Origin of the sequence: Nonomuraea maheshkhaliensis, from assembly GCF_039529435.1 — a bacterium.
Taxonomy (GTDB): Bacteria; Actinomycetota; Actinomycetes; order Streptosporangiales; family Streptosporangiaceae; genus Nonomuraea; species Nonomuraea maheshkhaliensis.
Window position 1 is genome coordinate 105,662 of sequence record NZ_BAAAMU010000015.1, and the last position, 26,777, is coordinate 132,438.

A 26,777-nucleotide genomic window follows, 5' to 3' on the forward strand; every position below is an offset into this window, starting at 1 on the left:
AGGTCGTAGCGGAACTCGGCGCCGGCGTCTGGGAGCGCCTGAATACAGGTCATCGCCCGCTGGTGGTTCACCCGCTCCCGCCGTGTCACGTCGTTGGTCTCCAGCGGTGCTTCCCCGGCCATCAGGGCTTCCGTGTCGTCGATCGAGGCCGCACAACCCTCGATGGTGTTCGAGCCGACGACGGCCCTGGCGGTCAGGCTCCGCCGCAGCTGTCTGATCCACTGTTCCTCCTTGCGGAGGTGTACGCACAGGTGGTGGCGCATCTCTTCGAGGTCCGCGAGAACTCGGAGATCGGCGGAGGTCAGCTGCGGCGGCGCGTAGAGCATGACTCGAAGCTACGAACATGAGGTCATCGAAGGCAGGCGATTACTCCAGGAGGTTGGCGGACAGGAGGTCGAGCAACGGCTCGCGGCGTACGCAGCGTTCCAGGAGGAACGAATCCGCCAAGGCGAGCAGTTCGTCGTCCCCGAGGTCGCGGAACAGTTCCGCGTACTCCGGCAGCAGCGCCTGCGCCAGCAGGATGTGCCTGATCAGGTCGTCGGCCTGGTAGCGGGCGCCCCACGGGTACGGGTCCCAGCGGGGGAACTCGGTCTCGATCAGCGTGTGCAGCGGCGCCAGCTCGTCCGCCGACTCCTCCATCGTCGAGCCCCACCGGTCCGCCCCGAGCCGCCGCTTCTTGGCGATGAACGGGCCGAACCGGTCCAGGTACGGCCCCGCGGCGTGCACCAGGCCCTGCAACCCCACGTCCTTGTACGTCCAGAGCGACCAGCCCGCCCCGTGCTCGTCGTAGATGTCGAGCTGGTCGCGCAGGATCTGGTAGCGCTGGGCGTCCACGGCGGGGTCGCCGGTGTAGACGGGGCCGAACTCGCCCACCCACAGCGGGGTGCCGGTCTCACGCTGGAAGCGGGAGCGCCGGGCGAACGTACGCTCCAGTTCGTTCTTGTCGCACCACTCGCCGCGCGTGTATCCCGGGTACGGGCCCCCGTGGGCGAACCCGGCCAGCGCGTAGTCATGGAGGACAAAAACCGTGTTCTCATACACCTCACGAAATATCGAGAAATCGGTGCTGTAGGTGTTGCCGTCCAGGAACAGGATGTGGCCCGGATCGGCGGCCCTGATCGCCTTCACCAGCCGGTCGTAGAACGGCCCGATCACCTTGCCGGTCAGATCCCCCGGCTCGTTGACCGGGTTGTATCCCGCCACCCACGGATGGTCGCGATAGTGGTCCGCGATGACCTCCCACAGGTGCACCGCCCGGTCCTGGAAGTGCCGGTGCTGCCAGAACGCGGCCACGTGCGTCGGGTTGTCGGAATGCCAGTGCTGGTTCTGGGAGCCGGGCAGCGCGTGCAGGTCGATCACGCTGTAGACGCCGTGCTCGCCCAGCAGCCCGATCACCCGGTCGAGGTGACGGAAGCCGCGCCCGTCGATCTCCATCGGGCGGTCGTCGGACTCCCAGTGGCGGTAGTTGACCGGGATGCGCACACAGTTGACGCCCAGCCCGGCCAGCAGCGCGGCGTCCCGCTCGGTGAAGAACGAGGTCAGCAGCCGGTCGAAGAACAGCTCCGCCCGGTCGTCCCCGAGGACGGAGCGCACGGCGTGCCGCATGGAGGTCTCGTTCGCCGGATAGCCGGTGATGAAGTTCTCCATGTTCATCCAGCCCCCGAGACCCACCCCCCGCAGGCGTACCGGTGTGTCGTCGTCCCGGACGAGATGGGTTCCGGACACGTTCAGCATGAAGTCTGATCACCCCTTCGTGGCACCGGCGGTGAGACCACCGACCAGGTGACGTTCCGCTATGGCGTAGAACCCGAGCGCGGGCACCATGGCCAGGATGAGATAGGCCAGGATGCGGGCGGTGTCGGAGGCGTACTGGCCCTGGAACTGCTGGATGCCCAGCGGCAGCGTCCAGCTGCTCTCCTCGCTGAACACGACCAGCGGCAGCATGAAGTTGTTCCAGCTGCCCACGACGGCCAGTACGGAGACGGTGGCGATGGCGGGCCGGGCCATCGGCAGCAGGATCCGCCAGAAGAACCCGAACGGCGAGCACCCGTCGATCGTGGCCGCCTCCTCGATCTCGCCCGGGATGCTGCGGAAGAAGCCGCGCAGGATGATGATCGTCAGCGGCAGGCCGAAGGCGGCCTGCGTGAGGATCACGCCCAGCGGGTTGTCCAGCAGCCCGAACGTGCGCAGCAGCACGAAGATCGGCAGGATCGCCACCGCGAACGGGAACATCAGCCCCGCCGTGAACAGGGTGAAGAACAGCTCCCTGCCGCGGAAGGCGAACCTGGCGAAGACGAACCCGGCCAGCGCCGCCAGCGCGACCGTCAGCACGGTCGTGACGACCGCGATGAACGTGCTGTTCCAGACCTGCAGCCAGAACGAGCCCGAACCGAGCACGTCGGTGTAATTGGCCGTGATCCACGCCTCCGGCAGCCCGAACGGGTTGCCGGACAGCTCGCTGTTGTCCTTGAAGCCGCCGAGCAGCGCGTACCCGACCGGGGCGACCATGAACAGGCCCACGACGATCGCGATGATGTGCAGGGGCAGCGTGTTGCGCCGTGGCGTGGCCGGCTTGCGGCGATCACGTCTCATGGCCGTCCTCCCGCGCTGGTGGTGGCGCCCTCAAGGTCACGGCGCATCACGAAGCGCTGGTAGAGGAGGGCGAAGACGAGGCTGAGGGCGAACATCACCACGCTGATCGCGCTGGCGTAACCGACCTGGGAGCGCTTGAACCCCCAGTCCATCATCGTGACGGCCATCGTCTCCGAGGAGTGCGAGGGGCCGCCGCCGGTGAGGATCCAGACCAGGTCGAACAGCTGGATCGTGTAGATGACGGACAGGAAGACGCTGATCCGGATCGTCGGGCCGAGCAGCGGCAGCGTGACGTGCCTGAACGTCTTCCACCCCGTGGCACCGTCGATCTGGGCGGCCTCGATCAGCTCGTTCGGGATGTTCTGGCGGCCGGCCAGATAGATCATCATGTGGAAGCCGAAGTACTTCCAGGTCATGACCAGGAACAGCGACGGCATCACGGTGTTCGGATCGGCCAGCCACTCCGACTCCCAGCCGAACACCGACAGCAGTTGGTTCGCCATGCCCGAGCCGGGCGAGAGGATCAGCGAGAACAGCACGCCGGTGATGACCTCCGACAGCACGTACGGCGCGAAGAACAGCACCCGGTAGAGCGCCCGCCCGCGGATGCGCTGGTTCAGCAGCATGGCGATGGCCAGCGAGAACGGCAGTTGCACGCAGACCGACAGCAGCACCAGGACCAGCAGGTGCCACATGTCCTGGGCGAAGATCTCGCTGGTGAACAGCCGGGTGAAGTTGTCCAGGCCGATGAAGTCGGTCGGCAGGCCGCCGAAGCCGTTCCACCTGAACACGCTCGAATAGAGGGCCACCAGCATGGGGGCCACGACCAGCAGGAGGAACAGCACCAGCGCGGGCAGCAGGAACAGGGCGATGCTCACCCAGCGTCCCCTGCGCCGGGCGGCGGGGGCGGGGGCCGGAAGCTTGACCGCCTCCGGCCCTCTCGTGAGAGTCGTCATCCTTCGCTCTTCGCGACTTCGGAGATGTCCGCGCCGACCTCTTCCGGCGTCTTCGTGCCGGCGATCAGCTCGGCCACGCTGTCGTTGACCTGCTGGCCGACGGCCGGCGGGTAGGCCTGGTCGAGGTAGAGCTGGTAGCCGCTGGCACTGGCCAGCATGGTCGCCACCTGCTTGAGGTTGGGGTCCTTGACCGCGCTCTCCTCGCCCTTGAGCACCGGCAGCACGCCGCCCGCTTCGACGGCCTTGCTGTGGTTGCCCATCTCGGTCATGAACTTGACGAAGTCGACGGCCTCCTTGGGCGCGTCCGTGCCCACGGCCAGCCCGCCACCGCCGCCGAAGGCGTCACCGGCCGAGCCCTTGCCGCCCTCGACGGAGGGGAAGGCGAAGAAGCCGAGGTCGTCGCCGAGGCCCTTGCCCGCGTCGGCCTGCACGCTCGGCGCCCACTGGCCCATCAGCTCCATGGCCGCCTTGCCGTTGCTCACGGTCGCGGACTGGCCGTCGGGGGTGGAGTAGGCCGCGCCGAGGAAGCCCTTCTGGAACGGCTGCAGGTCGGCCAGCGCCTTGACCTGCTGTCCCGCGGCCACGAAGTCGGGCTTGGTGAAGTCGTGGTCGACGGCGGCCTGCTTGAGCGCGTCCAGGCCGGCGATACGCATCGCGAGGTAGGCCCAGTAGTAGTGGCCGGGCCACTTCTCCTTGCCGGCCAGCGCGATCGGGGTGACGCCCGCGGCCTTCAGCTTCTTGACGTCCTCAAGGAACGCCGACCACGTGGCCGGCGCCTCGGTGATGCCCGCCTTCTCGAAAAGCTTCTTGTTGTACCAGAAGCCCACCATGCCGATGTCGGTCGGCAGGCCGTACGTCTTGCCGTCCAGCTGGTACGCGCTCAGCGCGGCCGGCGTGAAGTTCGGCAGCACGTCGGCGACGTCGGCGGAGATGTCCTTGACCAGCCCCGCGTCGATCTGCTGCTTGAGCACACCGCCGCCCCAGCTGGCGAAGATGTCGGGGGCGTTGCCCGACTGCGTGATGGTGGTGAGCTTGGCCTTGTACGCCTCGTTCTCCAGCACCGTCGCCTTGATCGTGACGTGCGGGTTCTTGGCCTCGAACTCCTTGGCCCGCTGCGCCCAGAGCGACTTGAGCGGCTCGGCGGTCGACAGGTGCCACCACTCCAGCGTGACCTTCGCGGGCGAGCCGCCCGCGCTCTGCTGTGGAGCGGGTTCACCTCCACCACTACAGCCGGCCAGGAGGACGACGGCGGCGGCCAGCACCAGACTGCGTCTCATAGGGGTCCCTTCTTCAGCTGGGCGAAAGTTTCGTGAACCCCCCGATAATTTCGATGCCGCGATCGTAAGTAAACGCTGTGTAAAGCGTCAACACCTCGGATGGGAGCGATCCCAAACCGAAACTTTCGGATACACTCCCGGTTTGTGTCAGCGAAGAGGCGGGTGACGATCGCACTGATCGCGGAGGAGGCCGGAGTCTCCATCCCGACGGTCTCCAAGGTCATCAACGGGCGCCCGGAGGTCGCCCCGGCGACCCGCCACCGGGTCGAGCGGCTGCTCCAGGAGCACGGCTACCAGCGCCGGATCAGCCAGGACGACACCCCGGCGGGCCTGGTGGACCTGGTGTTCGCGGAGATCGAGTCGCCCTGGGCCATGGAGATCGTCCGCGGCGCGGAGATGGCCGCCCACGAGGCCGGCGCCAGCGTCGTCATCTCGGTCCTGCACACCCACGCCGGCCCCGGCCGCGACTGGCTCGAACGCCTGGCGGCCAGGCGGACCGACGGCGTGGTGATCGTCGCCTCACGCCTGTCGACCGGCATCCAGGCCCAGCTCAGCGCCCGTTCGCTGCCGTTCGCCGTGGTGGACCCCGAGGGCGAGCCCGCGCCCGGCGTCGTGTCCGTCGGTGCGACCAACTGGAACGGCGGCCTCGCCGCCACCCGCCACCTCCTGGAGCTCGGCCACCGGCGCATCGGCATGATCAGCGGCCCGGGCGACATGCTCTGCAGCCAGGCGCGCATAGACGGCTATCGGGCGGCTCTGGAGACGGCCGGCCTGCCGGTCATCCCCGATCTGATCAAACGTGGCACGTTCCTCGTCGACTCCGGCCACGACCAGGGCCACGCCCTGCTCTCCCTGCCCGAGCCGCCCACCGCCATCTTCGCGGGCAGCGACCTCATGGCCTTCGGCGTCTTCGAGGCGGCCCGCCAGCGCGGGCTGCGCGTTCCCGAGGATCTGAGCGTGGTGGGCTTTGACGACCTGCCGCTGGCCAAGTCGGCCTGGCCGCCGCTGACGACCGTACGCCAGCCGCTGCAGGAGATGGCGGCCCTGGCCACGCGGACGGTGCTGGCGATGGGGCACGGCGACGTGCCGGAGACGAAACGCGTCGAACTGGCCACGGAGCTGATCGTCAGGGACAGCACGGCCCGCCACGAGCCCTGACGGGTGGAGATGAGCTCGCGCAGGCGGGCGGCGTACGCGCGGGGATGGCTGGTGTTGCCGTTGTGGCCGCCGGGGAACTCCGCCGGCACGGTGCCCAGCCGCCTGGCCAGCTCGACCGCGCACCGCCGGTCGAAGACGGTGTGCGGCGTGGCGGCCCCGGTCGCGGGGATGATGCGGGCCCGGCGGCCGGCCAGGTCTAGCTCGTCGTCGATGACGGCGCGGAAGTCGTTCTGGAGGAAGAAGCCGAAGTTCGCCTCGCGCTGAGGCGTCATGGGCTGCGGGGTCAGGTCGGGCTCGGTGCCGTCGCCGGTGATGCCGAGCACGCGCGCCACCTCCTTGAGCGCGGCGGGGAGCCCGGTGCCGCTCGACGGTGACGGCGCCGTCTTCGCCGGGGTCGATGGTGCTGCGGCTCAGGCCGCGCCGGTCGTACGTGATCACCGTGTGGTCGGTGGCGAGCAGGCCGGCCAGGTCGGGCGTCGCCCTCGCCGCTCTGGGAGATCAGCAGGAACGGCCCCGAGCCGCGGAGCTCGTAGCGGAGGCGGGCGCCCGCCGTGCGCAGCCGCGCGATGGCCGCCGACACCGCGCTCTGCGGCAGCCCCGTGCGGGCGGCGATCGCGCCCACCGTGGTGTCGGGGTGGGCGCGCAGGTCGCTCACGACGATCAGGACGGTGCGCACGCTCGTGGAGTGCTCGCCGATCCCCTCGGTCGGCATCGCCTCCTCGCCGATCTTCATCAGCGTCCGGCCCAGCAGGAACGACTCGACCCCATTCACGCGCAGCACCCTACAGGCGGAGGTCGGCAGGGCCGGGTGACGTGACGACGTCGGTAGGGTCGGGTGGCGTGACGACGGAGCTGGAGAGTCTTGCCGAGCGGCTGCGCGAGTTCGCGCGCGTCAGGGAGTGGGAGGGGTTCCACACGCCGAAGAACCTCGCCATGGCGCTGGCGGGCGAGGTGGGCGAGCTGGTGGCGGAGTTCCAGTGGCTCACGGCCGAGGAGTCGGCCAGCCCCGACCCCGAGACGCTGGCCAGGATGCGCACCGAGCTGGGCGACGTGACCCTCTATCTGGTACGGCTGGCGGACGTCCTCGGGGTGGACCTGGTGGAGGCGGCGCGGGCCAAGCTGGAGGACAACGACCGCCGCTACGACGCCGAGCGCTACCGCGGATCGGCCAGAAAGGCCCCACCCTCCTGACCGCGGGTCTTCGACGGCTCAGCGGTGCGGACAAATGCACCGTAAGGTGACCATCATGAAATTCGGGGTGCTGGGGCCGCTGGCCGTCTGGACCGACGCGGGGGAGGCCGTGACGGTCCCCGGGCTCAAGGTCCGGGCGCTCCTCGTCGACCTGCTCGTCCACGAGGGCCACCCCGTCTCCGCCGACCGGCTCGTGCACGACCTGTGGGGAGAGGAGCCGCCGGCCAACCCGGCGGGCGCGCTGCAGGTGCGCGTCTCGCAGCTGCGCAAGGCGTTCGAGGACGCCGAGGCGGGCGGCAAGAACCTCGTCGTGTCCCGCGCCCCCGGTTACCTGCTCCGCACCGACGAAGGCGCACTCGACGCCGTACGCTTCGCCGAGCTGCTGGCCAGGGCCGAGAGCACCGAGAGCCCGCGCACCAGGGCCGGGCTGCTGGCCGACGCGCTGGCGCTGTGGCGCGGGCCCGCGTACGCGGACTTCGCCGACGAGGAGTACACGCGCTCGGCCGTGCACCGCCTGGAGGAGCAGCGGCTGTCGGCGCTGGAGCAGCACGCCGAGGCGCGCCTGGAGCTGGGCGAGCACGGGCTGCTCGTCGGCGAGCTCGGCGACCTCGTGGGGCGCCATCCGCTCAGGGAACGGCTGCGCGCCGTCCACATGCGCGCTCTGTACCGGGCCGGGCGGCAGATCGAGGCGCTGGCCGCGTACGGCGAGCTGCGCGACCGGCTGGCCGACGAGCTGGGCCTCGACCCCGGGCCCGAACTGGTCGCGCTGCACCAGGCGATCCTCGGCCAGGACCCGGCGCTGAGCGTGCCCGCCGGCCGTCCCGTGACCAACCTGCCCGCCCCCGTCAGCAAGCTGATCGGCCGGGAGGAGGCGCTGGCCGAGGTGTGCGCGCTGGTCGAGGAGGAACGGCTGGTGACGCTGACCGGCAGCGGCGGGGTCGGGAAGACCCGGCTGGCGCTGGAGGCGGCGAACCGGCTGGCCGACGGCTTCGCCGACGGGGCCTGGCTGGTCGCGCTGGACCAGGCGTCCCGGTCGCCGGCGGAGGCGGTGATGGCGGCCCTGGACATCAGGGAGGAGGCCGGCCCGGTCCCGGGAGGGGAGCCCGGCGCACCCGCCGCCGACGGGACTGGCCGGTCGTCGGCCGAGAGCGGCCGGTTCGGGGGCGCGACCGGCGTTGGCGGGGATGGCGCGGTGCTGGGCGGGCGGCTGGCCGCCGCGCTCAGGACCCGGCGCACGCTGCTCCTGCTCGACAACTGCGAGCACGTGGTCGACCAGGTCGCCGAGCTGGCCGAACTGCTCCTGCGCGCCTGCCCCGACCTGCGCATCCTGACCACGAGCAGGGAGCCGCTGGCAGTCTCCGGCGAGATGCTGTGGAGCGTGCCGCCGCTCGACGTCCCCACCAGCGCCGACCTGGCCGCCATGGCGTGCTCCAACGCCGTACGGCTGTTCGTCTCCAGGGCCGCCGCCTCCGCCAGGGGCTTCGCGCTGGACGCGGGCAACGCGCAGGCCGTCGCGCAGCTGTGCCGCCGCCTCGACGGCATCCCGCTCGCACTGGAGCTGGCCGCGACCCGGGTGCGGGCGCTGGGCGTGCACGGGGTGGTGTCCCGGCTGGACGACAGGTTCCGGCTGCTGGCCTCAGGGCAGCGCGGCGCGCCGGCCCGCCAGCAGACGCTCACCGCCGTGATCGACTGGAGCTGGGACCTGCTGTCCGAGGACGAGCGCGTCGTCCTGCGCCGCCTGGCCGTGCACGCCGACGGCTGCACGCTGGAGGCCGCCGAGTCCGTCTGCGCGGCCGGCGGTGAGAGCGGGCTCGACGTGCTGGACCTGCTCGCCCGCCTGGTCGACCGCTCTCTGGTGGTGGTCGTGGACGCCCCCGCCGGGATGCGGTACCGGCTGCTGGAGTCGGTGTCGGAGTACTGCCTGGCCAGGCTGTCCGAGGCCGGCGAGCTCGATCTGGTACGTCTGGCGCACCTGCGCCACTACCTGGACCTGGCCGTACGCGCTGAGCCCTGCCTGTATGGGCCCGAGCAGCGCGACTGGCTGCTGCGCCTGGACGCGGAGGCGGCCAACATGCGGGCGGCGCTCGACACGGCGGTGGCCCGGCGGGATGCCGGCGGGGCGGCGCGGCTGGTCAACGCGCTGGCCTGGTACTGGTTCCTGCGCGGCAGGCTGGCCGAGGGCCGGCGCGCGCTGGCGACGGCCCTGGCCATCCCACGCGGCCCATTGGCTGGCGTTCGGGACGGGGTCGGCCGGGACGGTGGCGCTCAGGGCGGCGGCGACGACGGTGGGGCGCTGGCCCTGGCGCGGGCTGCGGGCTGGGAGGTCGGGTTCGCTCTCATGGTGGGCGAACGAGCCGACTGGCAGCCCGTGATCGAGGCCATCGAGGACCCGGGGGAGCGGGCCAGGGCCGAGCTGTTCGCCGGGCTGCACGTCGAGGACATGCCGACCGGGCAGTTGCTGGCGGAGCGGGCGCTGGTCACGTTCAGGGAGCTGAACGACCGGTGGGGCATCGCCACCGCGCTCACCCGGCAGGCCATGGACGCCTTCACCCTGCGCGACGTCGAGGCGCTCGAACGGATCGCGGGCGAGAGCGCCCGGCTGTTCACCGAGCTGGGGGACCGGTGGGGGCTGCTGCGGGCCACCGAATGGCTCGCCTCGCTGGCCCAGATGTCCAACGACGTCGAACGGGCCGTCCAGCTGTTCGGCGAGGGACTGCGCATGGCCGAGGACCTCGGGCTGTGGTCGGAGGTCTCCACGCACACCGCCTGGCTCGGCTGGGTCGCCATGCAGAGCGGCGACTTCGACCGCGCCATCGAGCTGTCCGGCCGGGCGCTGAAGCTGGCCGAGGCCCAGGGGTACAGCAAGGGCTCCACCATGGCCGAGATGGGCCTGGCCTACGCCGCCCGCCGGGCGGGCCGGCTGGAGCTGGCCGAGAAACACCTCCTGCACCTGCTCGAACCGCTGTCACGCGACCCCGGCGTGGAGCCCGCGCTGCACCTGCCGGACACGCTGCTCGAACTCGGCTACCTGATGGAGTTGCGCGGCGACCGGCCCGCCGCCATGGACCTGCACACCGAGGCGCTGGTCGCGGGTGGCAAGGTCGGCGACCCCCGGACGACGGCGAGCGCCGTCGAGGGCGCGGCCGCGGCCGCCGATTCGGCCGAACTGACCGCGACCCTGCTGGGCCTGGCCGACGCGGCCAGACGACAGCACCAGTCGCCCGCCGGGGTGCCGGAACAGATCGACATCGAACGGGCCGCGGCGCGGGCACGGGAGGAGCTGGGGGAGGCGGCGTTCGCGGCGGCGTACGCGAAGGGGGCGTCCTACAAACTCGACGACGCCCTGAGCCTGCTCGGCTGACGCCTGCGCCTCCCGAGGACGTTCGTGGCCTGCTCATCCCGCTCGGGCAGCCGAACGGTCGGACCGGCGGTGCTCAGCTCGTGTGCTGGCCGGGGGTGTTCGAGGCCGCACGCCAGGCGAGCAGGCCCGCACCCATCAGGCCGGCCTGTGGGCCCAGGCGCGAGGCCCGGAGCACGGGGGCCGGGCGGAAGGTGAGCCTGGCCGCCAGCCGTTCGCGTAGCGGGACCAGCAGTGCGTCCCCCGCGAGTGACACCCCGCCGCCGATGACGATCTCCGCGGGATCCAGCGTCAGCGTGTACGTCGCCAGCGCCACGGCCAGGGCCTCCACCGCCTCCGCCCACACGGCGGTGGCTCGCGCGTCCCCCGACGCGACCAGCCGGACCACCTCCTCGGCCGAGCCCACCCCGCACCGCGCCGCCACCGCCGAGCCCGACGCGTACGCCGCCAGGCACCCCTTCTGCCCGCACCCGCAGTCGGCCCCGTCCGGCCACACCGGGATGTGCCCGATCTGCCCGGCCCATCCTCCGGCGCCTCCGTACAGGGACCCCGACAGCACCACGGCGCCCGCGATCCCCGTGCCGATCGGCAGGTACAGCACGTCGCGCCCGCCGCCCCCGTACGTGAGCTCCGCCTCGCCGGCCGAGCGCACGTCGTGGCCCAGTGCGACGGGCAGGTCCCCGTCGGCGAGCGGGCCGGCGAACGCGGCGACGGGCACGTCACGCCAGCCGAACGCGGCCGAGAAGACCGCATGCGTAGGCGTCACCAACCCCGGCACGGCCACCCCCGCAGCAACCAGCCGCCCCCCGCCCAGGTCCGCGCCCGGGATCCCACTGTGGTCCCCGTCCCCACCCAGATCCCCACCCCCGCCCCAGGCGTCGTTCCGGGGGCGGGACAGGTCGGTGACGAAGGTGGAGATGGCCTCGATGACTCGGCCAGGGCCCTCGGCGCGTGGGGTGGGGCGGCGCTCGAAGTAAAGGATCATCCCGTCTCCGGCGATGAGTCCGCCTTTCATGGTGGTTCCGCCGACATCGATCGCCGCGACATAGTCCATCGGGACATCGTCCCCCACGAGGTGATCGCCACTCAGAGGCGGCCCCCGGCGGTCCCGGCGGGTTCGACATGTGCGGCCAGGCGGTCGAAGAAGTCGAGCCAGCCCGCCTTCGCCTGCTCGGCGTGCTCCTGGTCGGTGTTGACGCCGTACTGGTGGAAGTGCATCTCGGTCCTGCCGTCCACCTCCGCCAGGCGGATCGTGACGATGGACGCGGGCGCGTCGCCGGGGTTGTCGGGGTCGCCGGTGGTGAACACCAGCCGCGCCGGCGCCGACACCTCCCGGTACGCCCCGCCCATCGTCACCTCGAACCCCTCCTCGCCCACCAGCGTCGTCTGCCAGACCCCGCCCGGCCGCGCGTCCAGGGTGATCCGGCCCACCGGCGTGGACAGCGTCTCCGGCCCGAACCAGCGGGAGAACCGCTCGGGCTCGGTCCAGGCGGCCCACACCGTCTCGCGGGGGGCGTCGAAGTGGCGGATGAGGTCGTACTCGGCGGTCTGGCTCATCGTCCCGGTCCTCCATGCTCTGTGGCTCGATGACCTCAACGGTGCCGTGTACGGCTTACGATCCCCTTCTCCTGACCTTTAGGCGCGTGACAGGGTGGAGGGCATGAGGATCATTCGCGCGGCAAGGGTGCTCACCGGACGCCGGGGAGAGGTGGTCACCGACGGAGAGGTCCTCATCGACGGAGACCGGATCGTGTCGGTCGGGCCGCGCGGCAGCGCGCGAGGGGCCGGCGCCGGCGGTGGGGCGGCCGGGGACGATGGGGTCGGCGAGGGCGTCGAGGTGCTCGAGCTGCCGGAGCACACCGTGCTGCCCGGCCTGATCGACGCCCACGTGCACCTGGGCTTCGACGCCCAGGTCGACCCGGTGACCAGGCGCAGCCCCGAGAGCGAGCGCCACCTGCTGCTGCGGATGGCGGAGAACGCCCGCAAGCTCGTCTCCGCCGGCGTCACCACGGCCCGCGACCTCGGCGGGCGCGACTTCCTCGACCTGGCCCTGCGCGACGCCATCGAGGAGGGCCTGGCCGTCGGGCCGCACATCCTGGCCGCCACCAGGCCCATCACCATCACCGGCGGCCACTGCTGGTACATGGGCGGCGAGGCCGACGACGAGCCCGCCGTGCGCCGCGTGGCCAGGGAGAACCTGCGCGCGGGCGCCGACTGCCTCAAGGTGATGGCCTCGGGCGGCCTGATGACGCCGGGCGCGCCGCCGAGCTGGGCGCCGCAGTACACCACCGAGCAGTTACGCGCCGTCGTCGAGGAGGCGGCCACGCGCGGCAAGGGCGTCGCCGCGCACGCCCACGCGCACGCGGCGATCCGCAGCGCCGTCGAGGCCGGGGTCGCCACGATCGAGCACTGCACGTTCTTCACCTCGTCGGGCCACCGCTACGACGCCAAGCTCGTCGAGCTGATCGCCGCCGCCGGCACGTACGTCTGCCCCACCGCGCACGGCGTGTTCGAGCGCATCCGCAAGGTGTACGGACGGGAGATGCAGGACGCCTGGCTGCAGGGGGTCTCCTTCATGCGGGAGGCGGGGGTGCGGCAGATCGCGGGCACCGACTGCGGGTTCGCGGCCGGCGGGGTGGCGAACCCGGCCGACCTGTACGTGGGCGGCCTGGAGGTGTTCGCGATGGCCGGTTACGGCAACGCGGAGATCATCGAGCTGGCCACCGTGCTGGCCGCCGACGCCTGCGGGGTGGGCGAGCTCACCGGCAGCCTCGACCCCGGCAAGCGGGCCGACCTCATCGCCGTCGCGGGCGACCCGCTCGCACGCCTCGCCGACCTGCGCAACCTCGCGCTCGTCCTGGTCTCGGGGCGTTCCGTCGGCCAGACGGCCGTGGACACCGTGACCACGTCGGTCGGCTGACCACCCCGGCCTCCATGGGGCCGCGTCCCATCGAACAAGGAGATCTCATGTTGCCCTGGTCCGCCGAGCTGGCCGGACGGCTCGATCACCACGTCGTCGACAGCGCGCTGCTGCGGGGCAACCCCTTGGTCGACCCGCACGAGCGCCCCCTGGTCGTGTACGTCCCACCGGGCTACGACGACGACCCCGAGCGCCGCTATCCCTCGATCTACGTGCTGCTCGGCTACACCGGCCACGTCGCCATGTGGTTCAACCGGGCGCCGTTCCGCCAGCCGTACCCGGAGCTGGCCGACGCGTTGTTCGCCGGCGGCGACGTGCCGCCCGCCATCGTCGTGTACGTCGACGCCTGGACCTCGCTCGGCGGCAGCCAGTATCTCGACTCGCCCGCCACCGGCCGCTACCACTCGTACCTGCGCGACGAGATCGTCCCGTACGTGGACGCGCACTACCGGACGATCGCCGACCGCGACCACCGTGCCGTCACCGGCAAGTCCAGCGGCGGCTACGGGGCGATGGTGAGCGCCATGCTGGCGCCCGACGTGTTCGGCGCTCTGGCCACGCACGCGGGCGACGCGCTGTTCGAGGTCTCCGCCCGGCCGCACTTCCCCGGGCTGGCGCGCCGGCTGCGCGACATGTACGACGGCTCGTACGACACGTTCCTGACCGACTTCCGCGGCCGCCTGGCCGGCACCAAGGACGGCGACCTCGAACTGCTGGAGATGTACGCCTACTCGGCCGCCTACTCGGCCGACGCCGACGGGACCGTCCGCCTGCCGTTCGACGACACGGGAGCCGTCGTGCCCGAGGTCTGGCAGCGCTGGCTCGAACGCGACCCGGTCGTCATGGCCGGCGAGCCCCGCTACGCCGAGGCGCTGCGTTCGATGCGCGCCATCTGGGTGGACGCGGGCCGCCGCGACGAGTACTTCCTCGACTTCGGCGCCGTGGCGTTCCACCGGGCCGTGGAAGCGGCGGGCGTGCCGGGGGAGCGGATCCACTTCGAGCTCTTCGACGCAGGGCACGGCGGCATCGAGTACCGCTACCCGCCGGCCCTCGCCTGGTTGTCGCGCCGGCTGAGCAAGTGATCCCCGCTCGGCCGTGGCGGTCACCGGCGGGTGCCGGTGACCGTTAGGCTGCCGCAATGGAACTGAAGGACCAGGTACGCGAGCTGCGCCGGCAGGGCCGATCTCCCAAGGAGATCGCCCGCGCGCTCAAGGTGTCCCCGTCGGTCGTCGCGCCGCTGGTGCGCGCCATCGCCGCCGAGACGGCCGACGCCGCGGAGAGCGGCGCCGAGGCCGAGGTCGTCGGCTGCTGGATCAACGCGGGCTGGAGCGAGGGGCTCGGCTTCGACCCGAGCACCGGCTGGGTCGACGACGCCCCCGACTCGGGCGCCGGCGGCGCGGTCTCCGTGCTCGTCGCCCGCCGCCACACCTGGGACCGGCTGCACGTCTGCGGCTACCTGGCCGACGTCTACTGCCTGGGCGTGAAGAACGTCATCGGCCCCGACGTGCTCAACGACCGCGACCTCGTCCGCTTCCGCGAATACTTCTTCGGCGAGTACGCGGGCTGGCAGGAGGTGCCGTTCGAGCTGGTCAGGCAGCTGGTGTACGGGTCCGTCGACTACGCGCGCACGCTCGGGTTCGAGCCGGGCGACGGCTTCACGCTCGGTTCCGAGCTGCTCGGCAAGTGGGAGGGCGGCTCGACGATCACGTTCGGCCGCTCCGGCAAGCCCTTCTACCGGGAGGGGCCGCAGGACGACGGGGCCAAGATCGTCCGCAAGCTGCGGCGCCAGTTCGCCGACGACGAGTTCGGCTACGTCCTCGCGGGCCAGTGACGCGCTTCGGCCATACGGGCCAGTGACGCGCTTCGGCCATACGGGACGGTGACGCGTTTCGGCTGCGTCATCGCAGACCGGTGACGCGCATCGTCAGGTTGAGCCGGCCGGAGGCCAGCCCGGTGGCGGGATCGCCCGTCCCCGGGTAGACCTTCGGCACGCCGTGGTAGGCGAAGCGCGACGGCCCGCCGAAGACGAACAGGTCGCCCGAGGCGAGCCGCACGTCGGTGTACGGCCGGCCGCGCGTCTCGGGGTTGCCGAAGCGGAAGAGGCAGGCGTCGCCGATGCTCAGTGACACCACCGGGGCGTCCGACTTCTCGTCCTTGTCCTGGTGCATGCCCATCTTCGCCTGGCCGTCGTAGAAGTTGATCAGGGCGGTGTCGGGCTCGTACGCGCTGGGCTCGTACGGCTGGGACGTGGTCGAGCCGCTGCCGCTCACGGCGGGGTCGTAGGCGTCGGACAGGGCGCGGCGGCCCAGGTCGGCCAGCCACCCGGGGAAGTCCGCCACCTGCCGGCCGTTCACGTCGTGGGCCAGGCGGGTGTACCGGTACGGCTGCCAGTGCCAGCCCAGGCAGACGGTCTGGACCGACATGACGCCGCCTCTCGGCAGCACGGTGTGCCGGATCGGCACGGGGTCCCGGGCCCAGGCGCGGCAGGCTTGGACGAGGTGGCGCTGCTCGTCGAGGGTGAGCCAGCCAGGCACGTGGACCGCCCCGGGGGCGATCTCACGCGGGGGGAGCGGGATCACGAGATTTCCCGAAAAATCACGTTCCGGCCGATCTGCCAGGCATTTCCGTCGTGGTCGGCACCGCGCATGCCCTCCAGTGTCCCAGGCGGGACCAGCACGACCGCGCGGGCGGTGGCCGCGAAGCCGTACGTACGCGCGGGATCCCACTCCGTGCTGCGCCGAACCCATCTCCTGCCGCACCGAGCCCATCGCCTGCCGGATCGACCCCGGGGCCTGCCGTCCCGGGCGTCACTTGGCGTCGTGGAAGACGAGGCCCAGCGTGTGCCGCAGGCCGGAGCGTACGGTGCTCACCCCGTGCCGCACCGGCGCGGCCGACCAGCCGCGCGACGACCGGACCGGCCGGTCCCGGGTGGTGAAGATCAGCCCGTGCCCCTGCGGCAACAGGGTCACCGTGCCCCGCGACTGCGCCCGGGGCCGCTGCTCGACCAGCAGGAACTCGCCCCCGGTGTAGTCCGCGCCTGGCCGGTCCAGCCCGATCACCACCTGCAGCGGGAACGCCAGGTCCCCGTACAGGTCGCGGTGCAGGGCGTTCCAGTCGTCGCGCCGGTAGCGCAGCAGGATCGGCGTCGGCCGCTTCTGACCGGCCGCGTGGCACATGTCCAGCCATTCCCCGAAATCGTCCGGCCACGGCGCGGGCTGCCCCAGCCTGGCCGCCCAGTCACGGGCGATCGGCAGCAGCCGGGGATAGAACGCCGCCCGCAACCGTTCGACCAGCGGCGGGAGCGGATGGTCGAAGTAGCGGTACTGCCCGGCGCCGAACCGATGACGCTCCATGTCGATGGTGGCCCGGAAGAATCCGGCCTCCTCGTACAGCCCGGCGATCTGCCCGCATTCCTCCGGAGTGAGCACCTGCGGCGTCAGCGCGCACCCGTACGCGTCCAGCTCCCCGGCCAGCCCGGCCCAGTCGGCCCGCTCCAGAGCCCTCGTCATGAGGCGCTCCAGAGCTGAGGCTGCAGCACGCCTTCCAGCGTGAGCAGGGCGTGCTTGCGTTCCAGGCCGCCCGCGTACCCGGTCAGAGCGCCGCTCGCGGCGACGACGCGGTGGCAGGGCAGCACGAGGAGCAGCGGGTTCGCGCCGACGGCGGCCCCGACGGCGCGGACGCGGTCGGCGGGCGCGCCGATGCGCGCGGCCAGCGCGCCGTAACTGATCGTCGTGCCGTACGGGAGCGCCGCCACCGCCGCCCACACCCGCTCGTGGAACGCGCTGCCCCGCGTGCGGAACGGCAGCTCGAACGTGGTGCGGTCGCCCGCGAAGTACTCGCCGAGCTGCCGCTCCGCCTCGGCGAACGCGCCCGGCTCCCGCCGCCACCCCGCCCGCGCCGAGGTCACGTCGAACGACACGCGGGTCAGCACGGAACCGTCCCCGGCCAGCAGGATCTCGCCCAAGGGGCTGTCGATCGTGGTGTAGATGTCCATACCCGTCACAACACCGCCGCCCGCTCACAGGTCGGCGGTTTTCGGACCTCGCGGCACCCCTTTTCCCTCCCGCAGTGGACGATCATCGAACGGGCGGCGTACCCTCACCGCATTGGCGAGCTAGGAGTGAGCATGGCCGAGTCGCGCGAGCACACCTTCACCGGCGCCAAGGGCCGCAACACGGTCCGCGAATGGCCCCATGACCGGCCTCGATACCTCGCCGTCCTGGTCCACGGCTATGGCGAGCACATCGGCCGCTACGAGTACGTGGCCGACCGCCTCGTCCGCCACGGCGCCGCCGTCTACGGCCTCGACCACATGGGCCACGGCAAGTCCGAGGGCGACCGGGTGCTCATCGAGGACTTCGAGGACGTGGTCACCGACGTGCACACCGTCGAGGAGCGAGCCAGGGCCGACCATCCCGGGATCCCTGTCGTCGTGATCGGCCACTCGATGGGCGGCATGATCGCGGCTCGATACGCCCAGCGTTACGGCTCCGGTCTGGCCGCACTCGTCCTGTCCGGACCGGTGATCGGGGAGTGGGCGATCGTGCCCGAACTGCTCATGTACGAGGAGCCGCCGGACACCCCCATCGACCCCGCCACCCTCTCCCGCGACCTGTCCGTCGGCGCCGCGTACGCCGAGGACCCGCTGGTGTGGCACGGGCCGTTCAAGCGCACGACGCTGGAGGCGTTCGCGACGGCGCTCGACACGATCGCCAAGGGCGGCACGTTCGGCGCCCTGCCCATGCTGTGGGTGCACGGGGACGACGACCAGCTCGTCCCGCTGCCCGGCAGCCGCTCGGGCATCGACGCCGTCAGGGGCAGTGACCTCACCGAACGCATCTACCCGGGGGCCAGGCACGAGGTCTTCAACGAGACCAACAAGGACGAGGTGCTGGACGACGTGACCTCCTTCATCGACCGCACCCTCCCCACCTGACCCCGCGCGAACGCCGGCCTTGACCACCACTCGACGATGGACCCGGTCGCCGGGGTCACTTGACGAGCAGCCAGGCATGACCCGAGCCGCTGGTCCGGGTGAGCTCGACCTTCCAGCAGCCTGCCTTCGGGAACACGAAACCGGTGCCCCACTCCTGCCCTGGTCGCCTCCAGGTCGATCCACCGTGCTGCTCAGGCCCCCAGGCCAGCCTGGCCGTGCTCCCGTCCGGGAGTGTGGCGCGTACCCGCAGCGGCCCATCGCCGGTCATCCGCCACACGATCTTGATCTCTTTGTCCCGGCTGAGCGGCGGCGGCCCGACGAACAGCAACCCCCACAACTCGGCGCCCGCCGCCGTCCCCCGCACCTCGGGAAACCCCTCACCCAGGAAGACCGGCGTGCCGTTGCACCCCTTCCCCTCCGTCACGACGGGAGCCGGCTCCTTCTCGGAAGGAGCTGCCGCCGGGCTCCCCTCGGGGGCCGCCGTGACGCTCGCACCTGCGGCATCCCGGGACGTACCGGAAACCTTGGCACCGACCTCACCCGAGCCGCCCCCACCACCCGCACATCCCCCGAGCGCCACCACCACCGAACAGACCGCCAGCACCCGCAGCGCACTCACCCTCATCACCACCACAACCCACCCCTTCCCGTCACCTCCCCTACTCGCGCTCAGCGGAAAAGGTTCCCGACGGGGCCGGTACCACCGATCACCCCTCGAACACCGGCAGGGTGAGCGAAGACGGATGCTCGGCGTCGTGGAAGATCTCGAAGCGCGTCGGCCGGGTCCGCACCGCCTTCCCCACCGACTCCCCGGTCCCGTGGTTGCGCGCGAACCGGGGGAACGCCCCGCCCGCCACCTGCACCCGCAGCCGGTGTCCAGGCTGGAACCGGTACCCGGTCGGCTGCAGCTCGACCTCGGCCCTGACCACGCTCTCGCTCCCGGGCGGCAGTCGCAGGATGCCGTCCGTGACGTTGCGCGACACGCCGTCCCGGTCGACATCGCACAACCGGACGAACAGGTCGGCGTGCCCGGTGTCGGTGCGTACGTGCACGGTGGCCGAGACGGGCCCGATCAGGTCGAGCCGGCGGGGGAGTGGCGCGCCGGTGTAGACGAGCATGTCGGGACGGGCCTCGACGGCGCGGTTGTCGCGCTGCTTCGACTCCCGCATGTCGAGCAGCGGCCCGCCGGCCGAGCGCGTGGGATGCGCGGGATCGTAGGTGAAGCCGTCGGGCCCGCCGGTTCCCGGCCCGTCCCAACCGAGGGCTCGCCGATCAAGCAGATGCAGCTCAGCCGGTACGGACCGTGGCGGCGGCCATTCGTCGAAGTCGAGCCAGGCGCCGGCGCCTTGGAGGTAGAGCCGTACCGGGGAGCGCTGGAGCTGGGCGGTGTCCCCGAGCAGGTGCGCCGACAGCCAGGACACCTCCTCGGCCAGCAGCGCCCGCATCGCGCCGAGGTCGTGCCCCCAGGGGCCGATCAGGATCCGGCTGTGCCGCCCGGCCGCGCGCAGAGCCGCGAAGTCACGGAGCTGCGCGGGCAGGAGCAGGTCCCACCAGCCGGTCACCATGCTGGTCGGCGTCGTCATCGCGGCGGCGGCGGTGTGGTCGGTGCCGGCCCAGAAGGGGTCGTCCGCCTCGGTGTGGGCGGCGGCCTCGCGCAGGAACGGCACCCGCTTGCCGATGGCGGCCACGTCGGACCGGCCGATCGGCACGTGCGCCATGGCGCGCCGCACCCGGCTGTCGCGGCGCGGGTTCGGCAGCAGCCCGCTCAGCCACGCGTCCTCCTGCGTGCCCAGCAGCGCCGCCCAGGTCAGCAGGTTGTGCAGGGCGAACACGCCGCCGGGATAGAACGTCGTCCTGAACTCACCGGCCGTCACCCCCAGGCACATCGCCTCCAGTGGCGGATCGAGGTAGGGGCCGATCGCCCACTGCGTGTACCCGAGATAACTCGCCCCCGCCGTCGCCAGCCTCCCGTCGCACCAGGGCTGCTCGCGCAGCCAGGCGGCGGTGGCGAGACCGTCCCGCCGCTCCTGGTGGAAGGCCGAGAACCGGCCGCCCGAGCTGAACGTGCCCCTGACGTCCTGCACGACCACCTGCATGCCCCGCCTGGCCAGCACGCGGGCGGTGCCCGACATGTCGAGCTTGTGCTTGCCGTAAGGAGTGCGCATCAGCACCACCGGCAGCGGCTCGGACCCGCGCGGGCGGTAACGGTCGGCGCGCAGGACGACCCCGTCGGGCATCGGCACACGCAGCTCACGGACGACCTCGATGTCGGGGGTCGTGGCCTCGGGCAGGCCGAGGAATCGGTCGAACAGTCGGCTGAGCACGCCCATGACAGATCCTTTCGCTCCCGCCCCAAGCGTACGGTTCACCAGGCAGCAAATGTGGACATACCCGACACCGTCTTGGACGCGCTCCGACGGAGACGATGACTTTTCCGCTCGCCAGGGGTCTTCACCTTGAGGAGGCGATATGAGCGAGCATGGACGGGCGCTGGCGGCGGGCGTGGCGCTGCTGGAGCGAGCCATCGACTACACCCTCGGCAGCCTGCGCGCTGTCACCCCATCCGCGCTCTGCCACAGCACACCGTGCGCCGGCTGGAACCTGCAGCGGTTGCTGGACCACATGACCGACTCCCTGCAAACCCTCAACCAGGCCGCCGCCGGCCCCATCCAGCTCCCACCGGGCCTCGCCGGCTCCGGGCACCCCTGCCCACCCCGGCAGCCCCCCGGCGGGCCTACCGGCACCGACACAGGCGGCCGGCCCACCGGACCGCCGTCGCTGGGGTCGCCATCGGCCGGTTCGCCGTCACCTGGGTCATCGTCGCTCGGTTCGCCGTCACTTAGGTCGTTGCCACCAGGATCGTCGTTGCCGCCGCCGTTGTTGGGGTCGCCGTCGCCAAGGCCGCCATCATCCTGGTCTCCATCAGCTGAGTCATTGTCGCCCGGTTTGCCATCGGCAGGTCCGTCATCGCTTGAGTCGCCGACACCGGGGCCACCGTCGCCCGGACCGCCATCACTTGGGGGGCCGCCGTGGATGGGTAACCCCGCCCTCCTGGTACGGGACGGCGCCACGGAGGTACTCGGGCGATGGGCTGCCATGGCCGGCGGCGACCTCGTCCCCGTCGGCGACCGGCACCTGACCAGCCCGATGGTGGCCGCGATCGGCGCCATCGAGCTCACCGCACACGGCTGGGACGTGGCCAGGGCCTGCGGCGAGCACCGCCCGATCCCACCGCTCCTGGCCGAAGAACTGCTCGACCTGGCCCAGCTGTTCGTCACCGACCAGGACCGCCCAGGCAGATTCGCCCCAGCGGTGCCCGTGCCCGCCCACGCGCCACCACAGGACCACTTCCTGGCCCACCTAGGCCGCCACCCAGACTGGTTCGCCCACAACTGACCCCCGGCCTGGGCCTGGTTCGCGCGCAGCCGGCCCCTCACCCGGGCCGGTCCGTACACAGCTAGGCCGTTACCCGGACTGGTTCGTACACAGCTAGGCCGCCAGAACGGACTACTTCACCCACAACTGGGGCCCCACCCGCCCTCACATCAACCGCTCCTACGCCGTACGATCATCCTGTACGAAAAAGCCAGACGTTTGGTCCCGGCACGGCTATAAGCGAATACGCGACGTCACGACCGATACGGTGAGAAGATCGGAAACGGACGCCCGGCCACCACAGATGGGAAGTTCACGCAGGCCACACCGTGCCAAGGGGGACGGAAACCCGTCCGGCCCGGTCCGCGAGGCGACGCGCCGGATCCGCCGCGGACAGGCCGGCCAACGTGGTGGCGACGACCGTTCTTCGTGCGGCCGTCGCCACCACCACGCCGCTCCCATCCATCGGCCCGCCCCGCAGCCAGGCCCAACAAGGCCCGACAAGGCCACCGCTGATCAGCCGAGGGTTCCAGCCGCAGCTCGGCCGTCGGCTTATCCGGGGAGCAGTTGGGGGTTCAGCCGGGTCCCGGTGCTCGTGGGGGTCCAGCCGGAGCCCAGCCGAGGCCAGTCCGGGGTGCGGGGCTCAGCCGCGGTCCCAGGGTTCAGCTGGGCGCAGGCTGGGGGCTGAGGGTTTGTGGGCTCATTAGGCCTAGTCGGAGCGCAGCCTGGGTCAGCGAGGCCAGCTGGAGCTCCAGCCGGAGCCGGCTGGAGCTCAGCCCGGCCGACCGGGGTTTGGTCGGGCGCTCAGCAAGGGCTCATTCTTCCGGTTCGTCGTCCCGGAGGACTGCCAGGACCTGGTCCCCGTATTTCGCCAGTTTGTTTTCTCCGACGCCGTTCACCTGGCTCAGCTCCGTCAGGGTTGTCGGCATGCGGGTGGCTATCTCGCGGAGTGTGGCGTCGTGGAAGATGACGTAGGCGGGCACGCCCTGTTCCTTGGCGGTGGCTCCGCGCCAGGAGCGTAGGCGTTCGAAGATCGGGGCCGCTTCTGCTGAAAGTTCGATGGCGGCTTGGGCGGACCTGGTGCCGGAGGAGGGTGCCTTGGCGCGGGCCGGGCGGGGGGTTTCGCGCCGCAGCATCACCTCGCGTTGGCCTCTCAGTACGGCGGCGCTGTCGTCGGTCAGGACCAGGGCTCCGTAGTCGGACTCGACCGCCAGCAGTCCCTGGGCCAGCAACTGGCGCACCACCCCGTGCCATTCGGCGTTGCCCAGGTCGTCGCCGACTCCGAACACCTTGAGGGTTTCGTGACCGTGCTGCAGCACCTTGGCGGTCTTCTTGCCGAGCAGGATGTCCACCACCTGCCCGACCCCGAACTTCTGCCGCCGCTCCCGCGCCAGCCGCAGCACCGTGGACAGCACCTTCTGCGCCGGCACCGTGCCGTCCCAGGAGGCGGGCGGGGTCTGGCAGGTGTCGCAGTTGCCGCACGGCTGCGAGCCCTTCTGCCCGAAGTAGTCGAGCAGCATGATGCGCCGGCAGGTGACGGTCTCGCACAGCGCCAGCATCGCGTCGAGGTGGAGCACCTGGCGCCGGCGGTGCGCCTCGTCGCCCTCCATCGCCATCCGCCGGTGCTGCACCACGTCGTTGAGGCCGTAGGCCATCCAGGCCGTCGCGGGCAGGCCGTCGCGGCCCGCGCGCCCGGTCTCCTGGTAGTAGCCCTCCAGCGACTTGGGCAGGTCGAGGTGGGCGACGAAACGGACGTCGGGCTTGTCGATGCCCATGCCGAAGGCGATCGTGGCGACCACGATCAGCCCCTCCTCGCGCAGGAAGCGGGACTGGTGCAGGGCGCGGGTCCGGGCGTCGAGCCCCGCGTGGTACGGCACCGCCGCGATGCCGTTGTCGACCAGGAACTCGGCCAGCTTGTCGACCGAGGAGCGCGACAGGCAGTAGACGATCCCCGAATCGCCGGGATGCTCCGTGCGCAGGAACTCCAGCAGCTGGCGCTTGGGCTCGCTCTTCGGCGCGATGCGATAGTGGATGTTGGGCCGGTCGAAGCTGGCCACGAAGTGGCGGGCCTGGTCGAGGCCGAGCCTGGAGGAGATCTCGGCGTGCGTCGCGGGGGTCGCGGTCGCGGTGAGGGCGATGCGCGGGACGTCGGGCCACAGCTCGTGCAGCCTGGACAGCTCCAGGTAGTCGGGACGGAAGTCGTGCCCCCACTGCGCCACGCAGTGTGCCTCGTCGATGGCGAACACCGAGATGTCGCCCTTGCCGAGCAGCCGCAGCGTGGAGTCGACACGTAGCCGCTCGGGGGCGAGGTAGAGCAGGTCGAGCTCGCCGGCCAGGAACTCCGACTCCACGAGCTGCCGCTCGTCGATGCCCTGGGTCGAGTTGAGGAACCCCGCCCGCACGCCGAGTGCCCGCAGCGCGTCGACCTGGTCCTGCATGAGCGCGATCAGCGGTGAGATGACCACCCCGACGCCCCGGCGCACCAGCGCGGGGATCTGGTAGCAGAGCGATTTGCCGCCGCCGGTGGGCATGAGGACGAGCGCGTCGCCGCCCGCCACGACATGATCGATGATCTCCTGCTGGCCCTCACGGAACGCGTCGTAGCCGAACACGCGGTGCAGGACGTCGGTGGGGGTATCCATGCGGCTACCTTACGTGTTCGTGGGAGGGCGGGTCGTCGTTTCCGCCCACGGCAGACGGCCGACTGATTCCGCGATTTTTCGTGGGTCCGTGGGCGCCGTCGCTTCCGTGGGTCCGTGGTCCTGTGGATCCCGTGGGTCCCGTCGGTTCCCTGGGTCCCGTGGGTTCCGTGGGTCTCTCGATCGTAGGCCGGGGCGGGTGAGCGCGCGACCTGAAGCCGCTCAAGCCCCCCCCTGCGTCCGTCCGCGACCCGAAGCCGTCCGAAGCCCCTCAAGGGCGCGCCGGCATCCTGCCGTACAGGAGCAGTGACAGGGCCCCGAGGCCGCAGGCCGTCGCGACCGCGGCCATCACCGCCGGGTAGCCCGCGACCTGCGCCAGCCCGGCCGCCAGCAACGGCGCCACCGCCTTGGCGACGGTGATCGGCAGCGCCAGCGCCCCGCTCAGCGACCCGTACGCGGCCGTCCCGTACCGGTCCGCCAGCAGTGCGGGACGGGCGATCGTGGACACCCCGAACCCCAGCCCGAACAGCACCACCGCCACGACCGCCCCGCCCACGCTGCGCCCGGTCAGCGGTAGCAGCACCGCAGCCAGGCCCTGGAGGGCGAACATGACGGCCGTGATCGTCGCCACCGGCCAGCGCGTCTGGAGGCCGGTCGTCACCAGCCGCCCGGTCACGGACAGCACGCCGAGCAGCCCGGCCACGCCGGCCGCGAACACGGGTGCGTGTCCCAGGGTGATGAGGTAGGTCACCAGCAGCACCCCCATGACCGCCAGCGCGCCCGTCTGCGTCAGGAAGGCCGCCACGAGCAGCCAGAACGGCCGTTCGCGCAGGGCCGTCACGACGATCTCCCGCCGCGCGGCGTGGGGCGGCGCCGGCCGCCCGCGCAGGGCCAGCCCGTGCAGGGGCACGGCGGTCAGCGCGTAGCCGGCGGCGAGGACGACCAGGGCCTGCCGCCACCCGTACAGCTCCACGAGGAGCCCGGTCAGCGGCAGGAAGATGCTGGAGGCGAACCCGGCCACCACCGTCACCGCGAGCAGCGCCCGCGCCCGCCGCTCGGCGTCGAACCAGGCCACGATCACCGCGAACGCCGCCTCGTACAGCACCATCGACGACGCCACCCCGAGCAGGCCGCACGCGAGGTAGAGCTGCGTCACCGTACGGACCTGCGACCAGGCGAGCACGGCCAGCGCGCCCAGCACCGAGCCGAGCGTCATCAGCCCGCGCCCGCCCCGCCGGTCGAGCAGGCGCCCGACGAGCGGCGCGGCCAGGGCGGAGACCAGCACCGCGAACGTGAGCGCCCCGGTGAGCTGGGCGACCCCGGCGTTCAGGTCGCGCGACATGGGCGGGATGAGCACCGAGTACGCGTAGTAGAGGACGCCGTAACCGGCGGTCTGAGTGATCGCGAGTGCGCCGATCATTCGTGCGGACGTGCTTCGGGCGGCGGGCGCGATCACCTCTGTTTGGTTCCCGTTCATGAGCCGGCGGACTCGGTGATTCATGTCACTTTGTCGGAAGCCGGTGTCCGCGACAGGCGTCCTGGGACGAGGCCGCCCCGAACGGCGCTGCCCGACATAGCGTCGGAAGCATGAGCATTTCCTATGTGGTCACAGGCGGTGGGCGCGGGATCGGCAGGGCCGTGGTGGAGCGGCTGCTCCAACGCGACGAGCACACGGTGGTGGCCGTCGAACGCGACAAGGAGGCCCTGTCCTGGGCCGGCCCCCGGGTCGTCCCCGTGATCGGTGACGCGGCCGACGAGGAGGTGGCGGCCTGGGCGGCCGATCTGGCGCAGGAGTCGGGCACGCTGGCGGGCTGGGTCAACAACGCGGCCGTGTTCCGTGACCTCTCCGTGCACTCGTCGCCGATCGCCGAGGTCAGGGCGCTGATCGCGGCCAACCTGGACCTTGCGGTGGTGGGCTGCGCGACCGCCGTACGCCACTTCCTGGCCGCAGGCACCCCCGGCGCCATCGTCAACGTCACCTCGCACCAGGCCACCAGGGCGGTGCCCGGCAGCCTGCCCTACTCCACGGCCAAGGCCGCCACGGAGGGGCTGACCAGGGCGCTCGCGGTCGAGTACGGCAGGCACGGCATCCGGGTGAACGCCGTGGCCCCCGGTTCGGTGGCGACGGAGCGGTACCAGGATTTCCTGGCCGGTCTGACACCCGAGGAGGCGGCGCGGGTGGAGGCCGACCTGGCCAGGCTGCACCCGCTCGGCCGGGTCGCCGCGCCGGCCGAGGTGGCCTCCGTCGTGGCCCACCTGCTCTCCGACGACGCCGCCTTCGTCAACGGTGCGACGATCCCCGTGGACGGGGGCCGCACCGTGCTCGGACTGGATCCGGAAGCCAGGGAATGAAAACCGTTGTCACCTGGTTGCAG

Annotated in this window: 24 protein-coding genes; 10 read left to right on the top strand and 14 right to left on the bottom strand. The window is 71.6% G+C overall.

From position 1 onward, the window contains the following. Window positions 1-366: 366 nt before the first annotated feature. The 4 genes from ABFX54_RS13190 to ABFX54_RS13205 are packed head-to-tail and all read right to left on the bottom strand — an operon-like array spanning window position 367 to window position 4,825. Entirely contained in the window at window positions 367-1,734 is a 1,368-nt protein-coding gene (locus ABFX54_RS13190) for a glycoside hydrolase family 5 protein (protein ID WP_346104578.1), read from the bottom strand. A 9-nt stretch (window positions 1,735-1,743) separates the two neighbouring features. After that, window positions 1,744-2,592, bottom strand: coding sequence for a carbohydrate ABC transporter permease (locus ABFX54_RS13195; RefSeq protein WP_346104580.1), 849 nt, complete (start codon window positions 2,590-2,592; stop codon window positions 1,744-1,746). After that, window positions 2,589-3,548: a carbohydrate ABC transporter permease gene (locus ABFX54_RS13200; protein WP_346104582.1), complete on the bottom strand. Its 960-nt coding sequence runs from the start codon at window positions 3,546-3,548 to the stop codon at window positions 2,589-2,591. Before ABFX54_RS13200 ends, ABFX54_RS13195 begins: the two co-directional genes overlap by 4 nt. After that, window positions 3,545-4,825 carry an extracellular solute-binding protein gene (locus tag ABFX54_RS13205; protein WP_346104584.1) on the bottom strand — a complete coding sequence of 427 codons (1,281 nt, stop codon included), beginning with the start codon at window positions 4,823-4,825 and terminating at the stop codon, window positions 3,545-3,547. The genes ABFX54_RS13200 and ABFX54_RS13205 overlap by 4 nt, the downstream gene beginning before the upstream one ends. 99 nt (window positions 4,826-4,924) lie before the next feature. Here ABFX54_RS13205 and ABFX54_RS13210 point away from each other — a divergent pair, with 99 nt between their 5' ends. Together ABFX54_RS13210 and ABFX54_RS13215 are read left to right on the top strand one after the other, a co-directional pair. Further along, window positions 4,925-5,983 (top strand): LacI family DNA-binding transcriptional regulator, encoded by a 1,059-nt coding sequence (locus tag ABFX54_RS13210; RefSeq protein ID WP_346104586.1) that lies wholly within the window; start codon window positions 4,925-4,927, stop codon window positions 5,981-5,983. Between the two features lie 9 nt (window positions 5,984-5,992). Next, window positions 5,993-6,247 carry a hypothetical protein gene (locus tag ABFX54_RS13215; protein WP_346104588.1) on the top strand — a complete coding sequence of 85 codons (255 nt, stop codon included), beginning with the start codon at window positions 5,993-5,995 and terminating at the stop codon, window positions 6,245-6,247. Between the two features lie 19 nt (window positions 6,248-6,266). Here the strand turns inward: ABFX54_RS13215 and ABFX54_RS13220 are convergent, their stop codons facing one another. Continuing rightward, window positions 6,267-6,755, bottom strand: a complete 489-nt coding sequence (locus ABFX54_RS13220) for a MarR family transcriptional regulator (protein ID WP_346104590.1) — start codon at window positions 6,753-6,755, stop codon at window positions 6,267-6,269. A gap of 68 nt (window positions 6,756-6,823) precedes the next feature. On the opposite strand from ABFX54_RS13220, the gene ABFX54_RS13225 reads away from it, so the two are divergent. Beyond that, window positions 6,824-7,174, top strand: coding sequence for a nucleotide pyrophosphohydrolase (locus ABFX54_RS13225; RefSeq protein ID WP_346104591.1), 351 nt, complete (start codon window positions 6,824-6,826; stop codon window positions 7,172-7,174). A gap of 55 nt (window positions 7,175-7,229) precedes the next feature. After that, entirely contained in the window at window positions 7,230-10,535 is a 3,306-nt protein-coding gene (locus ABFX54_RS13230; RefSeq protein WP_346104592.1) for an AfsR/SARP family transcriptional regulator, read from the top strand. Window positions 10,536-10,608: 73 nt separating this feature from the next. On the opposite strand, the gene ABFX54_RS13235 is transcribed toward ABFX54_RS13230, so the two are convergent. Next, complete coding sequence (locus ABFX54_RS13235; RefSeq protein ID WP_346104594.1) at window positions 10,609-11,547, bottom strand: ROK family protein; 939 nt, start codon at window positions 11,545-11,547, stop codon at window positions 10,609-10,611. Window positions 11,548-11,618: 71 nt separating this feature from the next. Beyond that, on the bottom strand, window positions 11,619-12,089 hold the full coding sequence (locus ABFX54_RS13240) for an SRPBCC family protein (protein WP_346104596.1): 471 nt from the start codon (window positions 12,087-12,089) through the stop codon (window positions 11,619-11,621). Between the two features lie 103 nt (window positions 12,090-12,192). Between ABFX54_RS13240 and ABFX54_RS13245 the strand changes: the two genes are divergently transcribed. The 3 genes from ABFX54_RS13245 to ABFX54_RS13255 are packed head-to-tail and all read left to right on the top strand — an operon-like array spanning window position 12,193 to window position 15,283. Next, window positions 12,193-13,452, top strand: a complete 1,260-nt coding sequence (locus ABFX54_RS13245; RefSeq protein ID WP_346104598.1) for an amidohydrolase family protein — start codon at window positions 12,193-12,195, stop codon at window positions 13,450-13,452. A gap of 47 nt (window positions 13,453-13,499) precedes the next feature. Then, window positions 13,500-14,534, top strand: coding sequence for an alpha/beta hydrolase (locus ABFX54_RS13250; RefSeq protein ID WP_346104599.1), 1,035 nt, complete (start codon window positions 13,500-13,502; stop codon window positions 14,532-14,534). A gap of 56 nt (window positions 14,535-14,590) precedes the next feature. Then, complete coding sequence (locus ABFX54_RS13255) at window positions 14,591-15,283, top strand: helix-turn-helix domain-containing protein (protein ID WP_346104600.1); 693 nt, start codon at window positions 14,591-14,593, stop codon at window positions 15,281-15,283. Between the two features lie 67 nt (window positions 15,284-15,350). Here ABFX54_RS13255 and ABFX54_RS13260 read toward each other — a convergent pair whose 3' ends face one another. The 3 genes from ABFX54_RS13260 to ABFX54_RS13270 form a co-directional block, all read right to left on the bottom strand. After that, window positions 15,351-16,031, bottom strand: a complete 681-nt coding sequence (locus tag ABFX54_RS13260) for an alpha-ketoglutarate-dependent dioxygenase AlkB family protein (protein WP_346104602.1) — start codon at window positions 16,029-16,031, stop codon at window positions 15,351-15,353. Window positions 16,032-16,259: 228 nt separating this feature from the next. Continuing rightward, on the bottom strand, window positions 16,260-16,961 hold the full coding sequence (locus tag ABFX54_RS13265; protein ID WP_346104604.1) for a 2OG-Fe(II) oxygenase: 702 nt from the start codon (window positions 16,959-16,961) through the stop codon (window positions 16,260-16,262). Beyond that, entirely contained in the window at window positions 16,958-17,446 is a 489-nt protein-coding gene (locus ABFX54_RS13270; protein ID WP_346104606.1) for a methylated-DNA--[protein]-cysteine S-methyltransferase, read from the bottom strand. Before ABFX54_RS13270 ends, ABFX54_RS13265 begins: the two co-directional genes overlap by 4 nt. Before the next feature lie 132 nt (window positions 17,447-17,578). On the opposite strand from ABFX54_RS13270, the gene ABFX54_RS13275 reads away from it, so the two are divergent. Further along, a complete protein-coding gene (locus tag ABFX54_RS13275) occupies window positions 17,579-18,388 on the top strand; it encodes an alpha/beta hydrolase (protein WP_346104608.1) in 810 nt (269 codons plus the stop codon). 55 nt (window positions 18,389-18,443) lie between these two features. On the opposite strand, the gene ABFX54_RS13280 is transcribed toward ABFX54_RS13275, so the two are convergent. Further along, complete coding sequence (locus ABFX54_RS13280) at window positions 18,444-18,812, bottom strand: hypothetical protein (RefSeq protein ID WP_346104609.1); 369 nt, start codon at window positions 18,810-18,812, stop codon at window positions 18,444-18,446. 283 nt (window positions 18,813-19,095) lie between these two features. Then, the gene (locus ABFX54_RS13285; protein WP_346104611.1) at window positions 19,096-20,718 is read right to left on the bottom strand and encodes a CocE/NonD family hydrolase; all 1,623 of its coding nucleotides are present in this window, start codon (window positions 20,716-20,718) and stop codon (window positions 19,096-19,098) included. A gap of 703 nt (window positions 20,719-21,421) precedes the next feature. Between ABFX54_RS13285 and ABFX54_RS13290 the strand changes: the two genes are divergently transcribed. Continuing rightward, a complete protein-coding gene (locus ABFX54_RS13290) occupies window positions 21,422-21,784 on the top strand; it encodes a DinB family protein (RefSeq protein ID WP_346104613.1) in 363 nt (120 codons plus the stop codon). A gap of 794 nt (window positions 21,785-22,578) precedes the next feature. On the opposite strand, the gene recQ is transcribed toward ABFX54_RS13290, so the two are convergent. Both recQ and ABFX54_RS13300 read right to left on the bottom strand, forming a co-directional pair. Continuing rightward, window positions 22,579-24,405, bottom strand: coding sequence for a DNA helicase RecQ (gene recQ, locus ABFX54_RS13295; RefSeq protein ID WP_346104615.1), 1,827 nt, complete (start codon window positions 24,403-24,405; stop codon window positions 22,579-22,581). Between the two features lie 268 nt (window positions 24,406-24,673). Further along, the gene (locus ABFX54_RS13300; RefSeq protein WP_346104617.1) at window positions 24,674-25,822 is read right to left on the bottom strand and encodes an MFS transporter; all 1,149 of its coding nucleotides are present in this window, start codon (window positions 25,820-25,822) and stop codon (window positions 24,674-24,676) included. Between the two features lie 167 nt (window positions 25,823-25,989). Between ABFX54_RS13300 and ABFX54_RS13305 the strand changes: the two genes are divergently transcribed. After that, window positions 25,990-26,754, top strand: a complete 765-nt coding sequence (locus ABFX54_RS13305; RefSeq protein ID WP_346104619.1) for an SDR family NAD(P)-dependent oxidoreductase — start codon at window positions 25,990-25,992, stop codon at window positions 26,752-26,754. Window positions 26,755-26,777: the final 23 nt, after the last annotated feature.